18 protein-coding genes are annotated in these 20,451 nt (G+C 64.3%); 4 read left to right on the forward strand and 14 right to left on the reverse strand.

Going from position 1 to position 20,451, the window contains the following annotated elements; translation table 11 throughout:
• Positions 1–40: 40 nt before the first annotated feature.
• The 7 genes from BX591_RS12275 to BX591_RS12305 are packed head-to-tail and all read right to left on the reverse strand — an operon-like array spanning position 41 to position 6,965.
• Positions 41–1,087, reverse strand: coding sequence for an ABC transporter substrate-binding protein (locus BX591_RS12275; RefSeq protein WP_111931654.1), 1,047 nt, complete (start codon positions 1,085–1,087; stop codon positions 41–43).
• 31 nt (positions 1,088–1,118) lie between these two features.
• Positions 1,119–2,294, reverse strand: coding sequence for an NAD(P)/FAD-dependent oxidoreductase (locus tag BX591_RS12280; protein WP_111931656.1), 1,176 nt, complete (start codon positions 2,292–2,294; stop codon positions 1,119–1,121).
• Entirely contained in the window at positions 2,287–3,726 is a 1,440-nt protein-coding gene (locus BX591_RS12285) for an FAD/NAD(P)-dependent oxidoreductase (RefSeq protein WP_111931658.1), read from the reverse strand. Before BX591_RS12285 ends, BX591_RS12280 begins: the two co-directional genes overlap by 8 nt.
• A complete protein-coding gene (locus BX591_RS12290; RefSeq protein WP_111931660.1) occupies positions 3,723–4,121 on the reverse strand; it encodes a (2Fe-2S)-binding protein in 399 nt (132 codons plus the stop codon). Before BX591_RS12290 ends, BX591_RS12285 begins: the two co-directional genes overlap by 4 nt.
• Before the next feature lie 23 nt (positions 4,122–4,144).
• Positions 4,145–4,939 (reverse strand): ABC transporter permease, encoded by a 795-nt coding sequence (locus BX591_RS12295; protein WP_111931662.1) that lies wholly within the window; start codon positions 4,937–4,939, stop codon positions 4,145–4,147.
• 27 nt (positions 4,940–4,966) lie between these two features.
• Complete coding sequence (locus tag BX591_RS12300) at positions 4,967–5,881, reverse strand: ABC transporter permease (protein ID WP_111931664.1); 915 nt, start codon at positions 5,879–5,881, stop codon at positions 4,967–4,969.
• A complete protein-coding gene (locus BX591_RS12305) occupies positions 5,874–6,965 on the reverse strand; it encodes an ABC transporter ATP-binding protein (RefSeq protein ID WP_111931666.1) in 1,092 nt (363 codons plus the stop codon). Before BX591_RS12305 ends, BX591_RS12300 begins: the two co-directional genes overlap by 8 nt.
• Before the next feature lie 303 nt (positions 6,966–7,268).
• On the opposite strand from BX591_RS12305, the gene BX591_RS12310 reads away from it, so the two are divergent.
• Positions 7,269–8,153: an IclR family transcriptional regulator gene (locus BX591_RS12310; RefSeq protein ID WP_111931668.1), complete on the forward strand. Its 885-nt coding sequence runs from the start codon at positions 7,269–7,271 to the stop codon at positions 8,151–8,153.
• 86 nt (positions 8,154–8,239) lie between these two features.
• Here the strand turns inward: BX591_RS12310 and BX591_RS12315 are convergent, their stop codons facing one another.
• Positions 8,240–9,820 (reverse strand): OprD family outer membrane porin, encoded by a 1,581-nt coding sequence (locus tag BX591_RS12315; RefSeq protein WP_111931670.1) that lies wholly within the window; start codon positions 9,818–9,820, stop codon positions 8,240–8,242.
• On the opposite strand from BX591_RS12315, the gene BX591_RS36450 reads away from it, so the two are divergent.
• Entirely contained in the window at positions 9,754–9,987 is a 234-nt protein-coding gene (locus BX591_RS36450) for a hypothetical protein (RefSeq protein ID WP_167444543.1), read from the forward strand. The genes BX591_RS12315 and BX591_RS36450 overlap by 67 nt on opposite strands.
• 21 nt (positions 9,988–10,008) lie before the next feature.
• On the opposite strand, the gene BX591_RS12320 is transcribed toward BX591_RS36450, so the two are convergent.
• From BX591_RS12320 to BX591_RS12345, 6 genes are all read right to left on the reverse strand, one after another.
• The gene (locus BX591_RS12320; protein WP_111931672.1) at positions 10,009–11,034 is read right to left on the reverse strand and encodes an ABC transporter ATP-binding protein; all 1,026 of its coding nucleotides are present in this window, start codon (positions 11,032–11,034) and stop codon (positions 10,009–10,011) included.
• A complete protein-coding gene (locus BX591_RS12325; protein WP_111931674.1) occupies positions 11,031–12,029 on the reverse strand; it encodes an ABC transporter ATP-binding protein in 999 nt (332 codons plus the stop codon). The genes BX591_RS12320 and BX591_RS12325 overlap by 4 nt, the downstream gene beginning before the upstream one ends.
• 1 nt (position 12,030) lies before the next feature.
• Positions 12,031–12,945 carry an ABC transporter permease gene (locus BX591_RS12330; protein WP_111931676.1) on the reverse strand — a complete coding sequence of 305 codons (915 nt, stop codon included), beginning with the start codon at positions 12,943–12,945 and terminating at the stop codon, positions 12,031–12,033.
• Between the two features lie 3 nt (positions 12,946–12,948).
• Positions 12,949–13,887, reverse strand: coding sequence for an ABC transporter permease subunit (locus tag BX591_RS12335; RefSeq protein ID WP_111931678.1), 939 nt, complete (start codon positions 13,885–13,887; stop codon positions 12,949–12,951).
• A gap of 16 nt (positions 13,888–13,903) precedes the next feature.
• On the reverse strand, positions 13,904–15,520 hold the full coding sequence (locus BX591_RS12340) for a peptide ABC transporter substrate-binding protein (protein WP_111931680.1): 1,617 nt from the start codon (positions 15,518–15,520) through the stop codon (positions 13,904–13,906).
• A gap of 172 nt (positions 15,521–15,692) precedes the next feature.
• Positions 15,693–16,265 carry a cupin domain-containing protein gene (locus tag BX591_RS12345; protein ID WP_035559194.1) on the reverse strand — a complete coding sequence of 191 codons (573 nt, stop codon included), beginning with the start codon at positions 16,263–16,265 and terminating at the stop codon, positions 15,693–15,695.
• Positions 16,266–17,063: 798 nt separating this feature from the next.
• Here BX591_RS12345 and BX591_RS12350 point away from each other — a divergent pair.
• Both BX591_RS12350 and pdxR read left to right on the forward strand, forming a co-directional pair.
• Positions 17,064–18,605: a peptide MFS transporter gene (locus BX591_RS12350; protein WP_111931682.1), complete on the forward strand. Its 1,542-nt coding sequence runs from the start codon at positions 17,064–17,066 to the stop codon at positions 18,603–18,605.
• A gap of 234 nt (positions 18,606–18,839) precedes the next feature.
• The gene (pdxR, locus tag BX591_RS12355; protein WP_111931684.1) at positions 18,840–20,318 is read left to right on the forward strand and encodes a MocR-like pyridoxine biosynthesis transcription factor PdxR; all 1,479 of its coding nucleotides are present in this window, start codon (positions 18,840–18,842) and stop codon (positions 20,316–20,318) included.
• Positions 20,319–20,451 lie beyond the last annotated feature (133 nt).

The following is a 20,451-nucleotide window of genomic DNA, read 5'->3' on the forward strand; positions in this document are numbered from 1 at the left end:
GTTGCCGAGCGTTGTAATCAGCGTCTAACCAGCGCCTAACTTAGCGCTCGATCTGCCGGTTCCAGCGCGTATCCCACTGCGCGCGGTGCGCATTGATCGTGTCCCAATCCACCACCGTCACCTTGCGCACCAGATCGTCGATACTGCCCAGGCTTTGCTGCATCGGCGGCGTCATCTTCGCGAGGCGGTTGGTCGGAATCTGCTTGCCCGCTTCGGCGGCCCTGGTCTGCGCGGGCGCGGACAGCAGGAATTGCGCGAGCTTCTGCGCGAGTTGCGGATCGGGGTTGTTGTTGACCACGCACAGATCGACCAGCAGCAACACCGGCCCTTCCTTCGGGTTCACATAAGCGACCGGAATCCCCTTGTCCTGCAGATCGCTCACGCCGGTCGGCGTCAGCGGGAACAAACCTGCCTCGCCGGTCTGGACCATTTCGGAAATCTTCGCGGAGTTTGGCACGTACTCGACCACGTTCGGCCCGACCGTGCTCGCCCATTTCGTGAAGCCCGGTTCGACGTTCTGCTCGCTGCCGCCCATCAGACGGTTGATCGCGAGAAAGCCGTGCAGGCCGAAGGTGCTGCTCGAGGCCGACTGGAAAACCACCTTGCCCTTGTATTTCGGATCGGCGAAGTCCATCCACGAAGTCGGCGGCGCCCAGCCTTTTTCAGCGAACAGCTTCTTGTTGTACGCAATGCCGGTCATGCCGAGTTGCACGCCCGCGCCCATGTCGTCCTTCATGCGCGCGAACGGGTAGAGCTCTTTCAGGACCGGCGCGTCGTCGAGCTTCTTGCAGACCCCCATGCTGACCGCACGCGCCATCACGCCGTCGTCGAGAAACACCACGTGGATCTGCGGATTCGCCTTATTGGCGAGCAGCTTGGCGAGAATATCCGACGACGTGCCCGGCACCACCACCACCTTCACATTGTTGGCTTTCTCGAAGTCGGGCAGCACCTGGCTCGTATAAGCCTTTTCCATCGGCCCGCCGTTCATGCCGATATAGATGGTTTTGGTCTCGGACCACGCCGGCGCGGCCGCGCTGAACGCACACAGGGCGGCGAGCGCCGCGATCGTCTTGAACAGTTTCATGGTGGGGCTCCTGAGTTTCACTAAACGGGACTTAAGCAGCAGAAGAAGTGGCGGAAGGCGTGGTCGCGACACTGGCGGCCGAGTCGGCGGATACCGCGCCAACGGCGGCAAAGCGGCCAATCGAAAAGGCGTGCAAGGGCGTGGCGGTATCGCCGTCGATCACGAGATCGGCCAGCACGTCACCCACGCCGGGCGCGAGCAGAAAACCGCCGCCCGAGAAACCGAACGCATGCAACAGACGCGGCACCGTACGGCTCGCGCCGATGATCGGATTGTTGTCCACGGTCTCGCCTTCCACGCCGCTCCATGTGCGGATCAGCAGCGCCTCGCGCAACGCGGGCAGCAGCGCGCAGGCGTCGCGCATCACGGCGCGCGTGGTGTCGGTGGATGGGTGGCCGTATTCGCCGTCGCCATGTCCGCGTCCGCCGCCGATCACGCAGTTGCCGCGCGCCACTTGCCGCGCGTAGATGCCGCCGCCGTACACGCCGAGGTTGTGCGTGATGAAGGGCGGCAAGGGTTCGGTGACCCACATGTTCGGGTAGATCGGTTTCATCGGTACGCGCTCGCCGAAGTAACCCGCCACCGTGTTCGCCCACGCGCCGGCGGAGTTGATCAGCCAGTCGGCGCTGATGCATGCGTCGCCTGCGCGCAATTGAAAGCGCTTGCCGTCGTGATGAATCTCGCTGAGTTCGGTTTGCTCGCGCACGTCCGCACCGGCCGCGCGCGCGGCGCGAGCGAATGCGGGTGAAACGAGACGCGGATTCGCGTGCCCATCGGACGCGCACAGCGAACCGCCGATGGCCGCCGGCCCGAGCCACGGATAGCGCTCGCGGAACGCGGCGCCGCTGATCAACTGCGCGTGCAGTCCGTGATCGCGCGCCATGTCGGCCCATGCTTGCAGCGCCGCGAGATCGGTGTCGCTGCGCGCCAGCCGCAAGTGTCCCGACATCGTGAATTCACCGTCGATGCCGATCAACTCCGGCAAGCGGTCCCAGATGCGCCGCGCGCGCATGGCGAGCGGCATCTGTTCAGCCGGGCGCCCTTGGCAACGCACGCCGCCGTAATTCACGCCGCTCGCCTGCGCGCCGCAATAGCGTCGCTCGAACAGGCCGACGCGCAAGCCGCGTCGCGCCAGCGCCAATGCCGCGGATGAACCGACCAGCCCGCCGCCGGCAATCGCGACGTCGTAGTGTTGCGTGTCACTCATCGCGTGCCTCCTCGGGGATCCCGGCGAGTTCGTCGTCGGCCACCATCTCCGGTGAAAGGGGAATCGGTTTGATCGGCGCCTGACCGCGCAAGCGGCCCACTTCGGCGAGCGGTTTGCCGGTTTCCTCGGCCAGCAGCGTCAGCGCGGCTTCGCCGCACATGCGGCCCTGACAACGTCCCATGCCGACGCGCGTGAGCGCTTTCAGACGGTTGATCTCGCTCGCCTCGCCGGCGCGAATGCAGCGCCGCAAGGTACCCGCGTCGATTTCCTCGCAGCGGCACACGGTCATGTCGTCGGGCCATTGCGCGGCGCAATGCGCGGGGGGCGCGAAAGCCGTTTCGATGCCCTGGCGAAACACAGCGATACGTTTGAGACCGCGTTCGAGCGACGCTGCGTCGCGCAGGCCCGCGCCTCGTGGATGCGCCATGCCGAGATCGTCGAGCAAGGCCAGCGCGACGCGGCGGCCGGCGAGTTCGGCGGCGACGGCGCCGGCAATGCCCGCGCCGTCGCCGGCGAGATAGAGACCTTGCACCGAGCTGCGGCCGGCGGCGTCGAGTTCGGGCAGCCAGCAACGGTTGGTGGCGTCGAAGCGGAAGCGACAGCCAGCCAGATCGGCGAGTTGCGTTTCGGGCTTCAACCCGAAGCCGATACCGACCGCGTCGCAAGCGAGGGTTTCGGTCGGCGCGCCGCTATCCGGGGAAGCGCGAAATTCGATGGCGCGCACACCTTGTCCGCCGTGAATGCCGACCAGCGTCACCTTGCGTTCGATCCGCACGCCACGCGTTTTCAACCAGCCGACGTAGTAAAGCCCTTTAGCGAGTGTCGACGGTTGACGCGCGAGTTTCGGCGCGGCCACGATCTGCCGCGACAGTGGACTGGTGTCCAGCACGGCGAGCACTTGGGCACCCGCTTTCACGTATTGATACGCGACCAGGTACAACAACGGCCCCGTTCCCGCCAGCACGACGCGTTGTCCGATCGCGCAGCCTTGCGATTTCAGCGCGACCTGCGCCGCGCCGAGCGTATAGACGCCGGGCAAGGTCCAGCCCGGCACCGGCAACACGCGATCGGTCGCGCCGCTCGCAATGATCAGATGCGAGAACGGCACGCGCAGCTCGCGCCCCGCGCGCAGCGTATCGAGCCGGCCCGGTTCGCAGGCCCAGACCAGCGTGTCGGGTCGATAGTCGAGTTGCGGCAGCAGCGCGGCCATCGTCGTATGCAAGGCGTCGGCCTTGTGCGCTTCAAAACCGTAGAGTGTTTTCTTCGAGCGTTGAAAGCCGCCGTTCGCGGGCGGCTGCCGATAAATCTGGCCACCCCAGCGCGCGTTTTCATCGAGTACGACCGGGCGCAGGCCGGCTGCGACCAGCGTTTCGGCGGCGCGCACGCCGGCCGGTCCGGCGCCGACGATCACGATGCGAGGTTCGTCGGTCATGCGCCGTCTCCTTGGGTGCGCGCCGAAGTCGCCGCGTTGTCGGCTGCAACGCCGAAGCGCGACACCACGCGCATGCCCTCGGTCACCAGCGTCGAACAGGCGCGCAGGCGCTTGCCGTCTTCGCTGCGCATCCAGCAGTCCTGGCATGCGCCGATCAAACAGAAGCCGGCGCGCGGCGCGCCGCTGAATTCGCTGTCGCGCACGCGCCGTTGCTGCATCAACACGGCCGTCAGCAGCGTATCGCCTTGGAGCGCGCCGACTTCACGGCCATCTAAAAAGAACCGCAGCGGTTCGCGCTGCATTTCGGCGACGCGAACGAATTGCGGCTCGGCGCGACCGCCGGCGGTGTCGTCGGCATGGGCGGTCGCCAGGTTGGACGATGGATTGGACGGCATGGGAACGTAAGCGGAAGAGGATATCAATGCTGGCCGATCAGAACGCGGTTCAGCCCATACACGCGATCGAGCAGCAGCATCGCGCCGGCCGTGATGAAGATCACCAGCGCCGAGACGGAGGCCATCATCGGATCGATCGATTCGGTCGCGTACATGTACATGCGTACCGGCAGCGTGACGGTTTGCGGCGACGTGACGAAGATCGACATGGTCAATTCGTCGAAGCTGTTGATGAAGGCCAGCAGCCAGCCGCCGGTAATCCCCGGCAGAATCATCGGGAAGGTGACGCGGCGAAACGTGGTCCACGCATCCGCGCCGAGCGAATGCGCCGCATGTTCGACACTGCGATCCAGGCCGCTGACCGAGGCCAGCACCAGCCGCATCACGAACGGCGTGATGATGATCATGTGCGCGAGCACGAGCCACGCGAACGAACCGGTCGCGCCGATCAGCGCGAAGAAACGCAGCAACGCGATGCCGAGCACGAGGCCCGGAATCACCAGCGGCGACAGCAACAGTCCGTTGAGAAAGCCGCGCCCCGGGAAACGCGCGCGGCCGATCGCCAATGCGGCGGGCAGCGCGACGATTAGCGACAGCGTGGCCGACGCAAATGCCAGCTTCAGGCTGTTGAAGAACGCGGCAATGAAATCGGGGTAGTCGAGGATCGCGCGGAACCAGCGCAGCGAGACGCCATGCGTGGGCAGCGTGAGTGTCTCGTCGGGCGTGAACGCGACCAGCACGACGATTACGAGCGGCGCGAGGACGAACGCAATCACGAGCGTGTGGAAAATCAGTGCAATGGGGCCGTTCTTTCTCATGATGATGTCACTCAAAGGGCCAATGAATTAACCGAGGCTTCTGGCGTACTTACGCTCCAGAACCCGGTAGTAAGTGAGCATCACGATCAGATTCGCGACCAGCAGCAGGAGCGCGATGGTCGCGCCGAGCGGCCAGTTCAGCGAGCCGAGGAATTCGTCGTAGACGGCGGTGGCGGCGACTTTCAGGCGTCGTCCGCCGAGCAGGCCCGGAATCGCGAAGGCGCTCGCCGACAGGCCGAACACCATCAGGCTGCCGGACAGAATGCCCGGCGTGAGTTGCGGCAACACGATCCGGCGCAGCGTGGTGGCGGGCGACGCCATCAGCGACAGTGCGGCGTTTTCCGTCTGCGGGTCGAGTTTCTGCAGCGCGGTCCACACGGGAATCACCATGAACGGCAGCATTACGTGCACTAATGCAATCACGATCGCGAAGGTCGTGTATTCGAGCTTGTACGGCCCGAGACCGATCAGACCCAACGCCTGATTCACGAGGCCGTTGCTGTTGAGCAGCATGCTCCAGCCGAACGCGCGCACCACCACGGAGACCAGTAGCGGCGCGAGAATCACCAGCAGGAACAGCGAGCGGTACGGGTCGCGCATGCGTGACAGCACGTAGGCTTCCGGCGTGCCGATCACGATGCACAGCAGCGTGACCAGAAACGCAATCCCGAAGGTGCGCAGAAAGATCGTGTGGAAATACGAGGAGCCCAGCACTTCCGCGTAATTGCCGAACTGGAACGCGGCGAGCGGCCCGCTGGCCGGGTCGAAGCGATAGAAGGTCAGCACCAGCGTCATCACGAGCGGCACCAGCACCAACGTCGCGAACAGCAGAAAAGCCGGCGCGCACATCAGCCACAGCGGCAGGAACGCATGCCACGGCGCGCGCCGCGCGTCGCGGGTTTGCGTGTTGTTCTTGTCGGTCGCGGGGAGCGTGCTAGCCATGTCGTGCGTCCCGTTGAATGAAGCGGATCGCTTCGCTGTTCCAGTCCACGCCGACCGCCGCGCCTTCGGGCAGCGGCTCGGTGCCTTCGTTCTGGCAGCACACCAGCACTTCGCCGAGCCGGCTGTCGAGGCGATACAGCCACTGGCTGCCGAGGAAGAAGCGGCTCGTCACGGTGGCCGGCACGCGCCCGGCGTCCGGGGCGCACAGACGCAGCTTTTCCGGCCGAATACATAAGGTCACCGCGTCACCCACGCCGACCGAGCGTTCGCGCGGCGTCCATTGCGCGGTGCGGCCGGTTGCTTCGATATCGTGGCCGAGATCGATACGGATCGCCTCGCCGTCGCAGGCCACCACGGTGCCCGCCAGCATGTTGGCCTTGCCGATGAACTGTGAGACGAAGCGGTTTTCCGGGCGCTCGTACGCTTCGTACGGCGTGTCGATCTGCGTGATGCGGCCGGCTTCCATCACCACCACGCGATCGCTGATCGACAGTGCTTCCGACTGGTCGTGCGTGACCATGATGGTGGTCGTGCCGATCTTGCGTTGAATGCTGCGCAGCTCGAACTGCATGTCTTCACGCAGCTTGGCGTCGAGATTCGACATCGGTTCGTCGAGCAGCAGCACCGGCGGCGCGATCACGATCGCGCGGGCAATCGCCACGCGTTGCCGCTGACCGCCGGACAGTTCGCGCGGAAAGCGGTGCGCGAGGCTGTCGAGCCGCACCAGCGCCAGCGCTTCGCGCACGCGCTCCTTGCGCTCTGTCTTGTCGACGTTGCGCATTTCCAGCCCGAAGCCGACGTTCTCCGCGACGCTCATGTGCGGAAACAGCGCGTAGCTCTGGAACACGATGCCGAGGCCGCGGTTGTTCGGCTTCATGTGCGTGATGTCGCGGCCGTCGAGCGTGATACGCCCGCGCGTGGTCTCGACGAAACCCGCGATCATCTGCAAGGTGGTGGTCTTGCCGCAGCCGGACGGCCCAAGCAACGAAACGAACTCGCCTTTTTCCACCGACAGGTTCACGTCGGCAACAGCGTGCAGGTCGCCGAACGATTTCGTTACGTCCGTGAGTGTGAGGAACGACATGATTCTCGCCTATGGATGAGTCGACACCGGATCGAGCGGAGCTTGCCTCGATGAAACCGACTCTAGCTAGCCAAATTACGAGACGTCAATTTCAAATTCCGATCAACGGTATAAGATTTGAAAAAATTCCGTTAGACGGAATTTGTTTGCGTAATACCTATGATTCGTTCCGCTGCGTGACGTACGGAAAAGCCCTATGAATCAGCATTCGTCATGCTACAAAGCGGAATCCGCCCGCTATTCCGCTCCCGGATAAAACGCTTTATAGTGTTCCGGTCAATGAAATAAATGAGAGCAACCCAGATGAAAGCTGCCGCCCAACGAGATACCGAGAGCACCCCGGCGGAAACCGGCGGCGCACCGGGCCCCGGCATGCTGGAACGCGCGTTTGCGGTGATTCGCGCGTTGTCCGAGGCGCAACCCGACGGCGGCCGCGTCACGCGGCTGGCGAAAGCCGTGGGGCTGACGCAGGGCACCGTACACCGCATCCTGCATGCGCTGATCGCCGAGGGCATCGTCGAGCAGGACGACAACTCCAAGCTGTATCGCCTGAGCGTCGACTTCTTCGCACTGGCCGCGCAAGCGGGCAACCCGAGCGGCATGCGCACGCTGTGTCGCCCGGCGTTGCTGCGGCTGTGCGCGAGTCTTGGCGACACGATTTTTCTGCTGGTCAAAAGCAGTTTCGACGCCGTGTGTCTCGACATCTGCGAAGGGCCGTTTCCGATCCGTTCGTTCACCGGCGATATCGGCGGGCGCGTCGCATTAGGGGTCGGTCAGGGGAGTCTGGCGATTCTCGCGTTTCTGCCCGAGGCGGAGCGTGAAGAGATCATCCGCTTCAACGTACCGCGCATTCGCGGCTACGGCGTGCTCGACGAAGTGTATTTGCGCACCGAGATCGAACGCGTGCGGCGCCTGGGCTACGCGGCGAACAATACCGGTGTGCTCGACGGCATGGCGGGCGTGGCGGTGCCGGTTCTGGACCGCACCGGCCTGGCGGTGGCGGCGTTGAGCGTGGGCACGCTGGCTTCGCGTCTGGGCGACGATCGTCTGCCGATGGTGGTCGAACTGCTGCGGCGTCAGGCCGATGCGATCGGCCCGCAAACCAATCCGTTCGACGTGGCGTTGCGCCGGCCCATGCACGGTTTGTCGCGGGCCATGACCACTGAGCGGATCACTGGGGAAGTTTGAGCAAACCAGGCGTCACGTCGCCACGTCGTCGCATCGCGAACGGTGACGCCCTTTCAACCATCGAACATCGAGCCGCAACGCGCGGCTTAGAACACCTTCACCGGCACATTCACCACCAGGCGGTATTCCATGTTGTTGCCGTCCGAGTAGTGCGACTGGGCGTTGTGCCACATCGCGATAAACGTGATCTTCGTATCCTTGAAGCGTCCGCTTTGCAGCGTATAGCTAGGAATGAAGCCGAACTCGTGATGATGGCCATGCACCGGCTCGCCATTCTTCCAGTACAGATTGTGCAGCGACGCCGAAGGCGAGGCGTTGTCCGCCGCGCCCGCCGAGGCATCCGCGTTCCAGCCGTATTCCCCCCAGACCATCGCCTTCAAGCCCGGCAGGCCCGCGTACTTGCCGTCGAACGTGTAGCGCAGTTGCAGCGATTGCTCGTGCGGCGCGTTGTAGTCCACGTCCATTGAGTTGGTCAGGTAGATACCGTTGGTTTCGTTGACGTAATCGAAGAACTGATCGCCGAGCACCTGCTGGTAGCCGAGCAGCAACGCATGCGGGCCGTGCTGCGCGGAGACCGACACGCTGTACGCATTGCTGTTGATGTGCCCTTGCTTCGACGCGCCGGTGTCGTGGGTCGAATAGATGTTGGCGAGGCCGCTCCACTTGATCGTGGTCGGATCGCCGAACGACTGCGCCACCGAACCGTAGTACTGACGCCAGACATCGTCGGCCTGATCGACATACAGCGCCATCTCGCCGTTTTTCGCGTAGTGCCACGTGCCGCCCACGTACGTCAGCCGATCGATGCGCGTGCCGCCGTACGAGGTGGTCAGGTTGCTCAGGTTCGTGTGGCCGCGCGCGTCGACCCTGGTGAAGCTACCGGCTTCGAGCGTGGTGTGCACGAGGTCGTTGCTGACCATCGAGACGCCGAGGAAAGTGGGCGGCAGCGCGCGGTTGTCGTGCGGTTCGAGGAACGGGTTCGTGACGGTCTGCAAACCGTACTTCACGACCGTTTCCGAAATGCGTCCCTTGATGTCGTACATACCGGGGTAGGCCCACGCGAGTTGCTGTGAGCCGCCGCCGTCCTTGCCGACGTGCACCATGTTGCTGGCGCCGTTGCCGCCGTCGAGTTTCAACGCGGCGAACAGCGACGCATCCACGCCGAAGCCGACCAGACCCTGCGTAAAGCCGGATTCGTAGTTGGCTTGCGCGCCCTGAATCCACGCATGTCGGTAGGTCGTATTGGGCGCCTGGAAGTAGTCGGAGTAATTGCGGAACTGCAGGTTCAGATGACTATCGGCGATAAAGCCTTTGCTGGCGGCCTGGCTCGACGGCGGGCTGGGCGGCTCGACGGTCTGGCTGGCTTCAGCGTTGACGATGGCGTTGGTGGTGTCGGGTTGATCGTTACGCACCTGACCGCCCTGGTCCGCACGGCGTTTGCCGGCGGATTGGGCGGACTGTGCCGGGGACACCCGCGAATGTGGCGTAGGCGAGGGCGACGCTTGCGCGAGCGTCTGGGTTCGCGACGTTCCGGAGGTGGGCTCCGTCACGCCGTCGTCGGCATAAGCACTGGCAGCGAGAGTCAGTGCGGGAAGCGTGAATGCGCAATAAAAAACGGTGGCTGCTCCGGTTTTTTTTGTCCGGATTTTTGATCGGCTATCTTTCATTGAGTACGTCTCTGATTATTGTGGTGCTACTTTGGCTGGCGGTTAGCCAGTCCACGCTTATCGCTCGCCCTGCTGATGACAGGGCGAGCGAATCCAGCGGCGCGACGGCCCGTCGCGCCGGGAATACGGTTTTATCGGTAGAAGCGGAGTACTGTTGCGCTGCCTGAGCGCGAGGACTTCAAAGACACTTACTTCGAGGCGTCCCCCACGCGAATACAGGCGACGCGCGTTGCGCTCGCGCCATGCGTGACGGCCTGCGGAATTTCCGAGGCGCAGGCTTCGATCGCCTCCGGGCAGCGCGTGCGGAACGCGCAGCCGGAAGACGGGCTGAGCGGCGAGGCGATCTCGCCGCGCAACAGCAGATGACGCCGCGCGCGTTCCACGGCGGGGTCGGGCACCGGCACCGCGGACAGCAACGCTCGCGTGTACGGATGACGCGGCGCGCTATAGACGTCGCGCTTGTCGCCGAACTCCATGACGCGGCCGAGATACATCACCAGCACGCGGTGACTGATCGCCTTGACGACCGCCAGATCGTGCGCGACGAACAGCAGCGACAACGACAATTCCCTCTGCAGATCACGCAGCAGATTGACGATCTGCGCCTGGATCGACACGTCGAGCGCCGACACCGGCTCGTCGCAGATCACCAGTTGCGGCTCGCCGATCAGCGCGCGCGCAATGCCGACGCGCTGGCACTGGCCGCCGGAAAACTCATGCGGATAACGGCGCAGATGCTGCGCATTGAGGCCGACGCGTTCGAGCATGGTCAGCACGCGGCGCTGCACATCGGCGCGGGCCACATTCTGGCCGTGCGTCAGCAGCGGTTCCGCGACGATCTGTTCGATCGTCATGCGCGGATCGAGCGAGGCGAGCGGGTCCTGGAAAATCATCTGCACGTCACGGCGCAGGCGCGAGGTGTCGCGGCGCGCATTCGCCTGCACGGTTTCTTCGCCGAGCCAGCGCACGCTGCCGCTCGCCACCGGTGCGAGACCGATGATCGCGCGGGCGAGCGTGGACTTGCCGCAACCCGACTCGCCGACGAGCCCCACTGTTTCGCCGCGCCGCACGCTGAACGACACGCCGTCCACCGCGCGCAGCGTGGCCTTGCCGGACCACGGATAGCCGCCGCGCGGCACGCCGAATTGCACCTTGAGATTGTCCACGGACAGCAGCGTTGCCGCGTCCTGGTTTGCGATAGGCGTGGCGTTCATACGTGTTGTGCCTCCAGGATTTCGCCGACCGGTTTGAAGCACGCGCGCAGCGCGTCCGGATAGCCTTCCGCGGCCGCGAGCGGCGGGCGGGCTTCGAGGCAGCGCTCGGTGCAGTACGCGCAGCGCGGCGCGAATGCGCAGCCCTGGCCGACTTCACCGGGCAGCGGCGGATTGCCGGGAATGGTTTGCAAGGGCTGGTCGTCATCGTCGTCGGTCAGACGCGGCAGCGCGTTCAGCAGGCCGAGCGTGTACGGGTGCGTGGGTGCGGCGAACAGCGCGGCGGCGCTCGCCTGCTCGACGGTCTGGCCGGCGTACATCACCATCACGTCGTCGCACAGGCCGGCAACCACACCCATGTCGTGCGTGATCAGAATGATCGCCGTGCCGCGTTCGCGGTTCAGCTCGCGCAGCAGTTCGATGATCTGCGCCTGCACGGTCACGTCGAGCGCGGTGGTGGGTTCGTCGGCGATCAGGATTTCGGGCTCGGAAAGCAGCGCCATCGCGATCATCACACGCTGGCGCATGCCGCCGGAGAACTCGTGCGGATACATGGCGATGCGGCGCGCGGCATCGGGAATACGCACCGACTCCAGCGTTTCGATCGCGCGGCGGCGCGCTTCGCGGCGCGACATCTTGCGATGCAGTTGCAGCGTCTCGGTCATTTGCCGTTCGATCGTCAGGAACGGATTGAGCGAGGTCATCGGGTCCTGAAAGATCATGCCGATGCGGTCGCCGCGAATCTTGTTCAGCGCCGCTTCGTTCATGGTCAGCAGGTTTTCGCCGCGATAGGTGGCGCTGCCCGACACCCGGCCGTTGCCCGCCAGCAGGCCGAGCAGCGCCATCACGGTCTGGCTCTTGCCGGAGCCCGATTCGCCGACGATGCCGAGCGTGCGGCCGGCTTCGAGCGAGAACGACACGCGTTGCACCGCGTCGACCGGTGCGCCTTCGCGGCGCGTAAAGCGCACGCTGAGGTCTTTGACTTCGAGTAGGGACATGTCAGCGGTCCTTCGGGTCGAACGCGTCGCGCAAACCGTCGCCGACGAAATTCACGGAATACAGCGTAATGCACAGCATCACGGCCGGGCACAGCAGCAGCCAGGGCATCGAATCGAGTTTCTGCGCGCCGTCCTGAATCAGCACGCCCCAGCTCGTCATCGGCTCCTGCACGCCGAGGCCGAGAAACGACAGCACCGATTCGGTCAACACGATATTGGGCACCGTCACGCTCGCGTAGACCACCACCACGCCGAACAGATTCGGCACGATGTGGCGCGAGATGATCGAGCGCGAACTCACGCCGATCGCGCGGGCGGCGTCGATGAATTCACGCGAGCGCAGCGACAGCGTCTGGCCACGCACCACGCGCGCCATGTCGAGCCACGAGAACGCGCTGATGGTGAGCACGACCAGATAGAACGCGCGGCCGAACAACGTCATCATCAGGATCGCGATCAGCATGTAGGGGATCGCGTACATCATGTCGACGATCCGCATCATCACCGCGTCGACGCGGCCGCCCAGAAAACCGGCGGTCGCGCCGTACGCGACGCCGATCAGCCCCGAGACCAGCGTGCCGAGCAGGCCGACTTCGAGCGACACACGGCCGCCTTGCAGCGCGCGCGCGAGCAGGTCGCGGCCGAGTTCGTCGGTGCCGAACCAGTGCATGTTCTGCCACGTGGGCGGCAGGCTGATCGCGCTCCAGTCGCTGTCGATCGGATTGTTCGGCAACAGCCACGGACCGGCCACGCAGGCGACCACGACCAGCAGCAGCACGATCAAACCGGTAAGCGCCGCGCGGTTGCGCACGAAGCGCGCGGCGGCGGTGGCGAGCGGTCCGCGCGAACGCGGGGCGTTGGCAATGGCCGCGAGCGGATCGAGCGCCGCGGCAGCCGTTTGAAGAGAGCGGGCCATGGATCAGTACCGGATGCGCGGATCGAGCCACGCATACGCGAGGTCGACCAGCAGGTTGAACAGCACGGCGACGGCGGTCGTCAGCACGACGAGGCCGAGCACGAGGGTGTAGTCGCGGTTGATCGCGCCGTTGACGACCAGTTGGCCGAGCCCCGGCAGCGCGAACACCGACTCGGTGACCACGGCCGCCGTGATCGACGAGATGCAGATCGAGCCGAGCAGCGACACGACCGGCATCAGCGCCGGCTTCATCGCGTGGCGCAACACGATCGTGCGGCCCGGCAGGCCCTTGGCGCGTGCGGTGCGGATGAAGTTGCCCGACAGCACTTCGATCATGCTGCCGCGCATCACCCGCGCAATCCCGGCGACGTTGATGATGACGAGCAGCACGATCGGCAGCACGCGATAACGCCACTCGCCGTCGCCCCAGCCGCCGGCCGGCAGCCAGCCCTGGCCTTCGGAGGTCTTCAGCAGGATCGCGAAGATCCACACCAGCACCGGGCCCAGCACGAACGGCGGCACCACGTTGCCGAGGTTGCCGAGCACCATCACGAAGTGATCGATGAAACGGTCGCGCCGCACCGCGGCCAGCGTGCCGAGCGTCACGCCGATCACCAGCGCGATGGGCACCGACACGCCGCCCACGCCGAGACTGACCGGCAAGGCTTTCCAGACCAGATCGTTGACGGTCCAGTCGGCGTAGCGGAACGACGGGCCGAGGTCGCCGTGCAGCAACGCACCGAGGTAGTGGAGGTACTGCAGCCACAACGGTTCGTCGAGGTGATACTTGGCGTTGAGGTTCGCCATGACGGCCGCCGACAGGTGTTTCTCCGTGTCGAACGGGCCGCCCGGGGTGAGATGCAGCAGCAGATAGCACGCGGTGATCACGGCGAGAATCGTCGGGATCGCCCAGAGCGTGCGGCGCAGCGTGTAAGCCAGCATGACGGTGCTCCCGCGCTTAGTGCTTGATCAGATACATGTCTTGCGTGGCGCGCATGTCGAGGTAGTTGGTCGACTTGTAGCCCCCCACATACGACTTGACCAGGCGGTCCGCCGAGTACTGGAAGAGCGCGACCAGCGGGTAGTCGTTCATGGCCAGGTCGTGCGCCTGCGTGAGCAGCGCGGTGCGTTTCGCGTCGTCGAGCTGCTGGTTGCCCTGGTCGATCAGCTTGTCGACCTGCGGGTTGCAGTAGTGTTGATCGTTCTGCACGCTGTTGCAACGGATCAGATCGAGGAACGAGTTGGCGTCGTTATAGTCGACGAACCAGCCGTCGCGCGAAGCCTGCACCTTGCCGTCGTGGCGCTGCTTGAGCAGCACCTTGAATTCGACGTTTTCCAGCTTGGCGGTGACGCCGAGCTTGGTGCGCCATTCCGAGGTCGCGAACAGTGCGACCTTCTTGTGCAGGTCGTTGGTGTTGTAGGTGAGCGTGAACGTCAGCGGTTTCGCGTCCGAATAACCGGCGGCCTTCAGCAGGTTGCGCGCGTAGTCGACGCGTTTGGCCATCGGCCAGCTCGCCCAGTCCGGCGTGAACACACCCGAGCCCTCGGTGCCCTTGGCGATCAGGCCGTACATGGGTACTTCGCCGTCGGCCGTCAGACGCTTGGTCAGCAGGTCGCGGTCGAGCACCATCGCCAGGGCCTGGCGTACGCGCTTGTCCTTGAAGGCGGGGTCGTCGTTATTCAGGCTGTAGTAGTAGGTGGCGATCTGCAGGCCGGTTTTCAGCTCGTCGCCCTGCTGCTTGCTCACCTGGGCATAGATGCCCGACGGAATCGCGTACGTGTAGTCGAACTGGCCGGCTTGGAACATGCGCATGGCCGTTTCGTCGTTTTCGATCGGCAAGTAGGTCACTTTCGCGATCACGACCTTGGCAGCGTTCCAGTACGTCGGGCTTTTGGTGGCCACCAGACGGTTGCTCGGCTGCCAGTCGGTCAGCGTGTACGCGCCGTTGCCGACGAAGTTGCCCGGACGGGTCCACTCGCCGCCGAACTTCGTCACCGTCGCACGATTGACCGGGGTCATCGTCGCCATGGAAACCAGTTGCGGGAAGAAGGCGGCGGGCACTTCGGTCGTGACTTCGAGCGTGTACGGATCCACCGCGCGTGCACCGAGGCTCGTCAGCGGCGCCTTGCCGGCGAGAATCGCCTTGGCGTTCTTCACGAATTCAACCAGCACCGTGTACTTCGAACCGGTCTTCGGGTCGAGCACGCGTTGCCACGAGTAGACGAAGTCCGCGGCCGTGACCGGCTGGCCGTTGCTCCAGCGCGCGTCGTGGCGCAGCTTGAAGACCCACGTGGTCGGGCCGGTGCGCGTCCACGACTGCGCCACGCCCGGCACGATCGCGCCGCTCGCGTCCATGCGCGTCAAGCCCTCGAACAGATCGAGCCCGATCGTATTGCCGGTCCACGATTCGATATGCGCGGGGTCGAGCGATTCTGTTTCGCCCGGCACCTGGCGCGTCATCTCCTGGCTGGCAGCGAGGGTGACGCCGGCGGGCACCGTGACGGCGAAGGCGGAGGGCTGGAACGACAGGACGAGCGCGGACAGCGCCGTCGCGAGGACGAACGGGGTTTTCATCGGTTGAGATCGCAGGAAAGGTCGAGAGAAGAACGCGCTGGCGCCGGGGCGCCCGGTTATCCGCGGTGCTCGGGCCGGGGCGGCCCTTGTTGCTTATCCGACATACAGGATTCCTTACATGTTGTAATGCAGGCAAACCCTGGCCGGATCAACCGGAAAAGGCGCCTGCCCTTTAAAACAGTCTTGGCGTGCCCACCCAGACGACCACCGACTCGACCCGAGCCGTGTTCACCCAGCTGTGCGGCACCGTCGATTCGTAATGCGCGCTGTCTCCCGCATGCAGCACGAACGTCTTGCCTTCCAGCGTCAACGACACCTCGCCGTCGATCACATACACAAACTCTTCGCCCGCATGCGTCGTCACTTCTGAGCGTTTTTGCCCGGGCGGCATTCTCACGAGGATCGCTTCGAGCTGACGGCCGCCCGTGAGATTGGTCAATCGAGCGAACAGATTGGCCGAGTCCGCGAAACCGAAAAACTTCAACTGCTCGCCGCGGCACACCGAGCGTTCTTCGCTAGGCGTGTCGACGAAATACTGCACCGTGACCCCAAGTGCGTGAGCAATTCCGGCCAGCGATGTAATGGACGGCGATGCCAGACCGCGCTCGACTTGCGACAGAAACGGCTTGGAAATACCCGCGGCGGTTGCCGTGTCGTCCAACGTGCGTTTCAGCCGATGCCGAAGCGCGCGGATCTTGCTGCCGATTTCGAGTGCCGGATTGCTCTTTTGAATTGTCGTGACCATAGCAGGAGGAAATTAGCCCGTCAAAATTTGTTTGATATAAGTAAATATGGTTTGATTGCGGTCCCGGTGGGGCCGTGGGCCGTTTTAGCCCGCCGGAAACGCAAGAGGCCGCATTTTGGAGACAACACTCTATGTTGCCAGAATCGAAAACCCGCGCGCCAAATCGACCGGATTATTGTGAAAAAGAAGCAATGAGGCCGGTAAAAATTGCGGTTTTGGATGACGGTTCAGGCATTTATGCAGTGTGAGTATCAAGAAGAGTAAATCTATGGCATCCAAGACTATTTTGGGCGGCGTCGGTCCGCATGATGAAGACACTTGGCTTGTAAGGACGAGTCGTCGACTCCGCTTAGGTGAATTCCCTGAGTGACGCGAGAGGCTTCTATTCGGAGAATCTGCCCCGCCTGGCGAACGGCGGGCGCATGGTTGTTCCATGCGAAGCCGGCCGCTGTTTAACATTCCGCCCGCAGCGATCCTGCGGGGTGGAGCACTGTCCGGCGCGTTCCATCCGAACCGCGGCCGGCTTAAGGACATGACCATCACCACCGATTTTTTCCGCCGCAGGCGCGCAGCCTGCCGCCGCCCGACGGGACCGCTTTGTTCCGCGTGGCGTACCTCCATCCCATTCCCTGGTTTTTCTGCTGGTATCGGCGCATGAGCGTTCCCGCTTGCGCCGGACACTTCGCGAGCGCGCAGGCCGCAAAGCGCGTGTTTCGCCGACCGTTTTTCCAGATCCAGTTTTTCGCGTCGCGCGGCTAGTTCGCGCGTCGCCGTAACCGTTTGAACAAGAGGTACACGATGATTTCATCCAATCCGCCCGGCGCACGCGTCTCGCAGACCCGTTCGTTTTCGACGGTCTTTCTGATCGAACTGTGGGAGCGCTTCGGCTACTACGGCATGGCCGCGCTGCTGGTGCTGTTCATGATCGACAAGCTGGGCTTCACCGACAGCCACGCCACGCTCACGTGGGGCGCGTTTACGGCGCTGGTGTACGCGGCGCCGTCGATCGGCGGCTGGATCGGCGACAAGATTCTCGGCGCGCGCCGCACGATGATCTTCGGCGCCGGCGTGCTGTCGGCCGGCTATTTCATGCTAGCGATGCCGAACGAGCAACTGTCGTACATGTTTGCGTCGCTCGGCGTGATCGTGGTGGGCAACGGGCTCTTCAAGGCGAACGCGGCGAACCTCGTGCGCCGCATTTACGAAGGCGACGACGCGCGCATCGACAGCGCGTTCACGATTTACTACATGGCGGTCAACATCGGCTCGACGGTGTCGATGCTCGCCACGCCGTGGATCAAGGACCATTGGGGCTGGCACACGGCGTTCGCGGTCTGCTGCGCCGGCATGCTGCTGTCGATGCTGAATTACTTCATCATGTTCCGCACGCTCGCTCACATCGGTTCGGCGCCGGACGCCGAACCGATTCGCTGGAAGCGCGTCGCCGCAGTGGCGCTAGGCGGCCTCGCCCTGGGCGCGGTGACGATGTTCGTGCTGCAGCACAAGGCGATCGCGGTGGCATGCGTGTACACGGCGGGCGTCGCGATTCTGGCGATCTTCGGCTACATGCTGCTGAAGTGCGAACGCTCGGAGCGCTCGGGTCTGCTGGCCGCGCTGATTCTCACGGCCCAGGTGATTCTGTTCTTCGTGTTCTACGTGCAGATGTCGACCTCGCTCACGCTGTTCGCGTTGCGCAACGTCGATCCGCGTTTCATTCTGTTCGGCCAGACGTGGTTCACGTGGAGCGCCGCGCAGTTCCAGGCGCTCAATCCCATCTGGATCATGCTGCTGAGCCCGCTGCTCGCGCTGCTCTATACGAAGCTCGCGAAGAACGGCAAGGACGTGCCGGTCGCGGTGAAATACGCGGTCGGTTTCGCCGTGGTGGCGGCCGGTTTCTTCGTCTATGCGGCGAGCGGTAACTACGCGGTGAACGGCCGCGTGTCGTCGTGGTTCATGGTGGGCGGCTACGGTTTGTACTCGCTCGGCGAACTGCTGGTGAGCGGTCTCGGCCTCGCGATGATCGCCCGCTACGTGCCGGCACGGATGAGCGGCTTCATGATGGGCGCTTACTTCGTGGCGACCGGCGTGTCGCAGTATCTGGGCAGCGTGGTGGCGAATTTCGCGCAGATGCCGGCCGGCAATCTGGATCCGCTCGAATCGTTGCCGCTCTACACCAAGCTGTTTACCGGCCTCGGCTGGCTCGCGGCGGTGGGCGCGCTGGTGGCGGTGCTGCTGTTGCCGCTGATGCGCAAGCTGTCGCGCGAACATCAGCGTTGTTCCGACGAAGCGCGCGCGGACGCTGGCCAGAATGCGGCATTGAGCGGCGCGCTGGCGGAGTAATTCGCACGAGCATGGCGCATGGCGCGAAAGCGCTTTAGTGCCTACGTCGACGCACTATCGAGAAATGGCGCACCTTGCCTGGCAAGGTGTGCCATTTTGCTTTTCAGGCCGCGCCACATGACATTGTGTTTATCGTGGATGTCCGTGCTTGGCAGGTGACGACAGGGGTAAGCTGACGGCCGTCAATGGTCGTTCGACATCACCCTTTGCCGTCTCTTCAAGGTAACCAATCGGATGGACATTCATATCGTCGTCGAGGGACATCACGACCTGTCCGGACAGATCTACCGCCAGTTGCGCGCCGGCATACTCGGAGGCCGTCTCGGCGGCGGCACGCGCTTGCCTTCCACGCGCGATCTCGCCGCGCAGCTGGGTGTGTCGCGCAAGACCACGCTCGACGTATTCGAGCGGCTGCTTGCCGAAGGTTATCTGAGCGCCCGAGCCGGCTCGGGCACCTTCGTCGCCGACGGCCTCGAGCGTTTGCCGGTGGCGCGCTCCGCGCAGGCGCGCGATGCGGAAGCGGCCCGCGAGCGCACCCAAGCCGGCGGCAGGACCGCCGCACGTGCGCGGCCGCTGTGGGACGAGATGCCGCAGAGTTTGCCGTTGCCGAGGCCCACGGTGCCGTCGCCGCACGATTTCATCGGCGGCGCGACCGACAAGACGCTGTTCCCCTTCGACGTCTGGCGCCGCTGCGTGAACCACGCGCTGCGCTCGCAGGCGCGCAGTCCCGGCACCTATCGCGAGCCGGCCGGCGAGCAGGCGCTGCGTCTCGCGATCTCGCGCTACCTCGCGTTCAACCGCGCGGTGTCGAGCAATTGGGAGGACGTGATCGTCACGCAAGGCGCGCAGCACGCGCTTGATCTGATCGCGCGCATTATGCTCGGCCCGGGCGAAATCGTGGCGCTCGAAGACCCCGCTTATCCGCCGGCGCATGCCTGCTTCAAGGCGACCGGCGCGCGCGTCGTGCCGGTGCCGGTGGACCGCGAAGGTCTGATCGTCGGCAAGCTGCCGGATAAGGCGAAGCTCGTCTACGTAACGCCCTCGCACCAGTTTCCGCTCGGCATGCCGATGAGTCTGGAGCGCCGCGTCGAGTTGCTCGCATGGGCGCAAAAGCGCGGCGCGGTGATTATCGAAGACGACTACGACTGCGAGTACCGCTTCGAGGGCCGGCCGATGGAGCCGTTGAAAAGCCTCGATCGTGCGGGCCTGGTGGCCTACGTGGGAACATTTTCAAAGACGATCTTCCCGGAGTTGCGGGTGGGTTACGTGGTGCCGCCCGCGTCGCTGTGCGGCCCGCTGCTGAAGGCGCGTCAGATCGTCGACGGACATGGCTGCACGCTCACGCAAACGGCGCTCGCGACGTTCATGCTCAACGGCGATTTCGCCAAGCACCTGCGGCGCACACACAAGGCCTACGCCGCGCGCCGCGCGATGCTGCTCGATCACTTGCATGGCGATCTTTCGCGCTGGTTCGAGCCGATCGTGCCGGCGGCCGGCATTCACATGGCGGTGCGCCTGAAAGCACCGTGGACGGAAGACGCGGTGGTGAACGCGGCGCGGGATGTGTCGGTCGGCGTGTACGGACTCGCGCCATTTTATTTGCGCGCGAAGCCGCAGCCAGGGCTGATCTTCGGCTACGGCAGCATCGCGGTCGATCACATCGACGCGGCGCTCACCAGGCTCGCCGCAGCGTTGCCGCGCCTCGCGCAATAACACGTTCGCGCCAACCTGAACATTACTTAAGCCTATCTAACACCCTACAAATCAGTGTCACAAAGCGGCCTTACGCTGGCGCCTCTGTAATTGTTTGTAATGAAAAGCCGGTCTCACAGCCCGGCACAACAAC

This window comes from Paraburkholderia bryophila (assembly GCF_003269035.1).
Lineage (GTDB): Bacteria > Pseudomonadota > Gammaproteobacteria > Burkholderiales > Burkholderiaceae > Paraburkholderia > Paraburkholderia bryophila.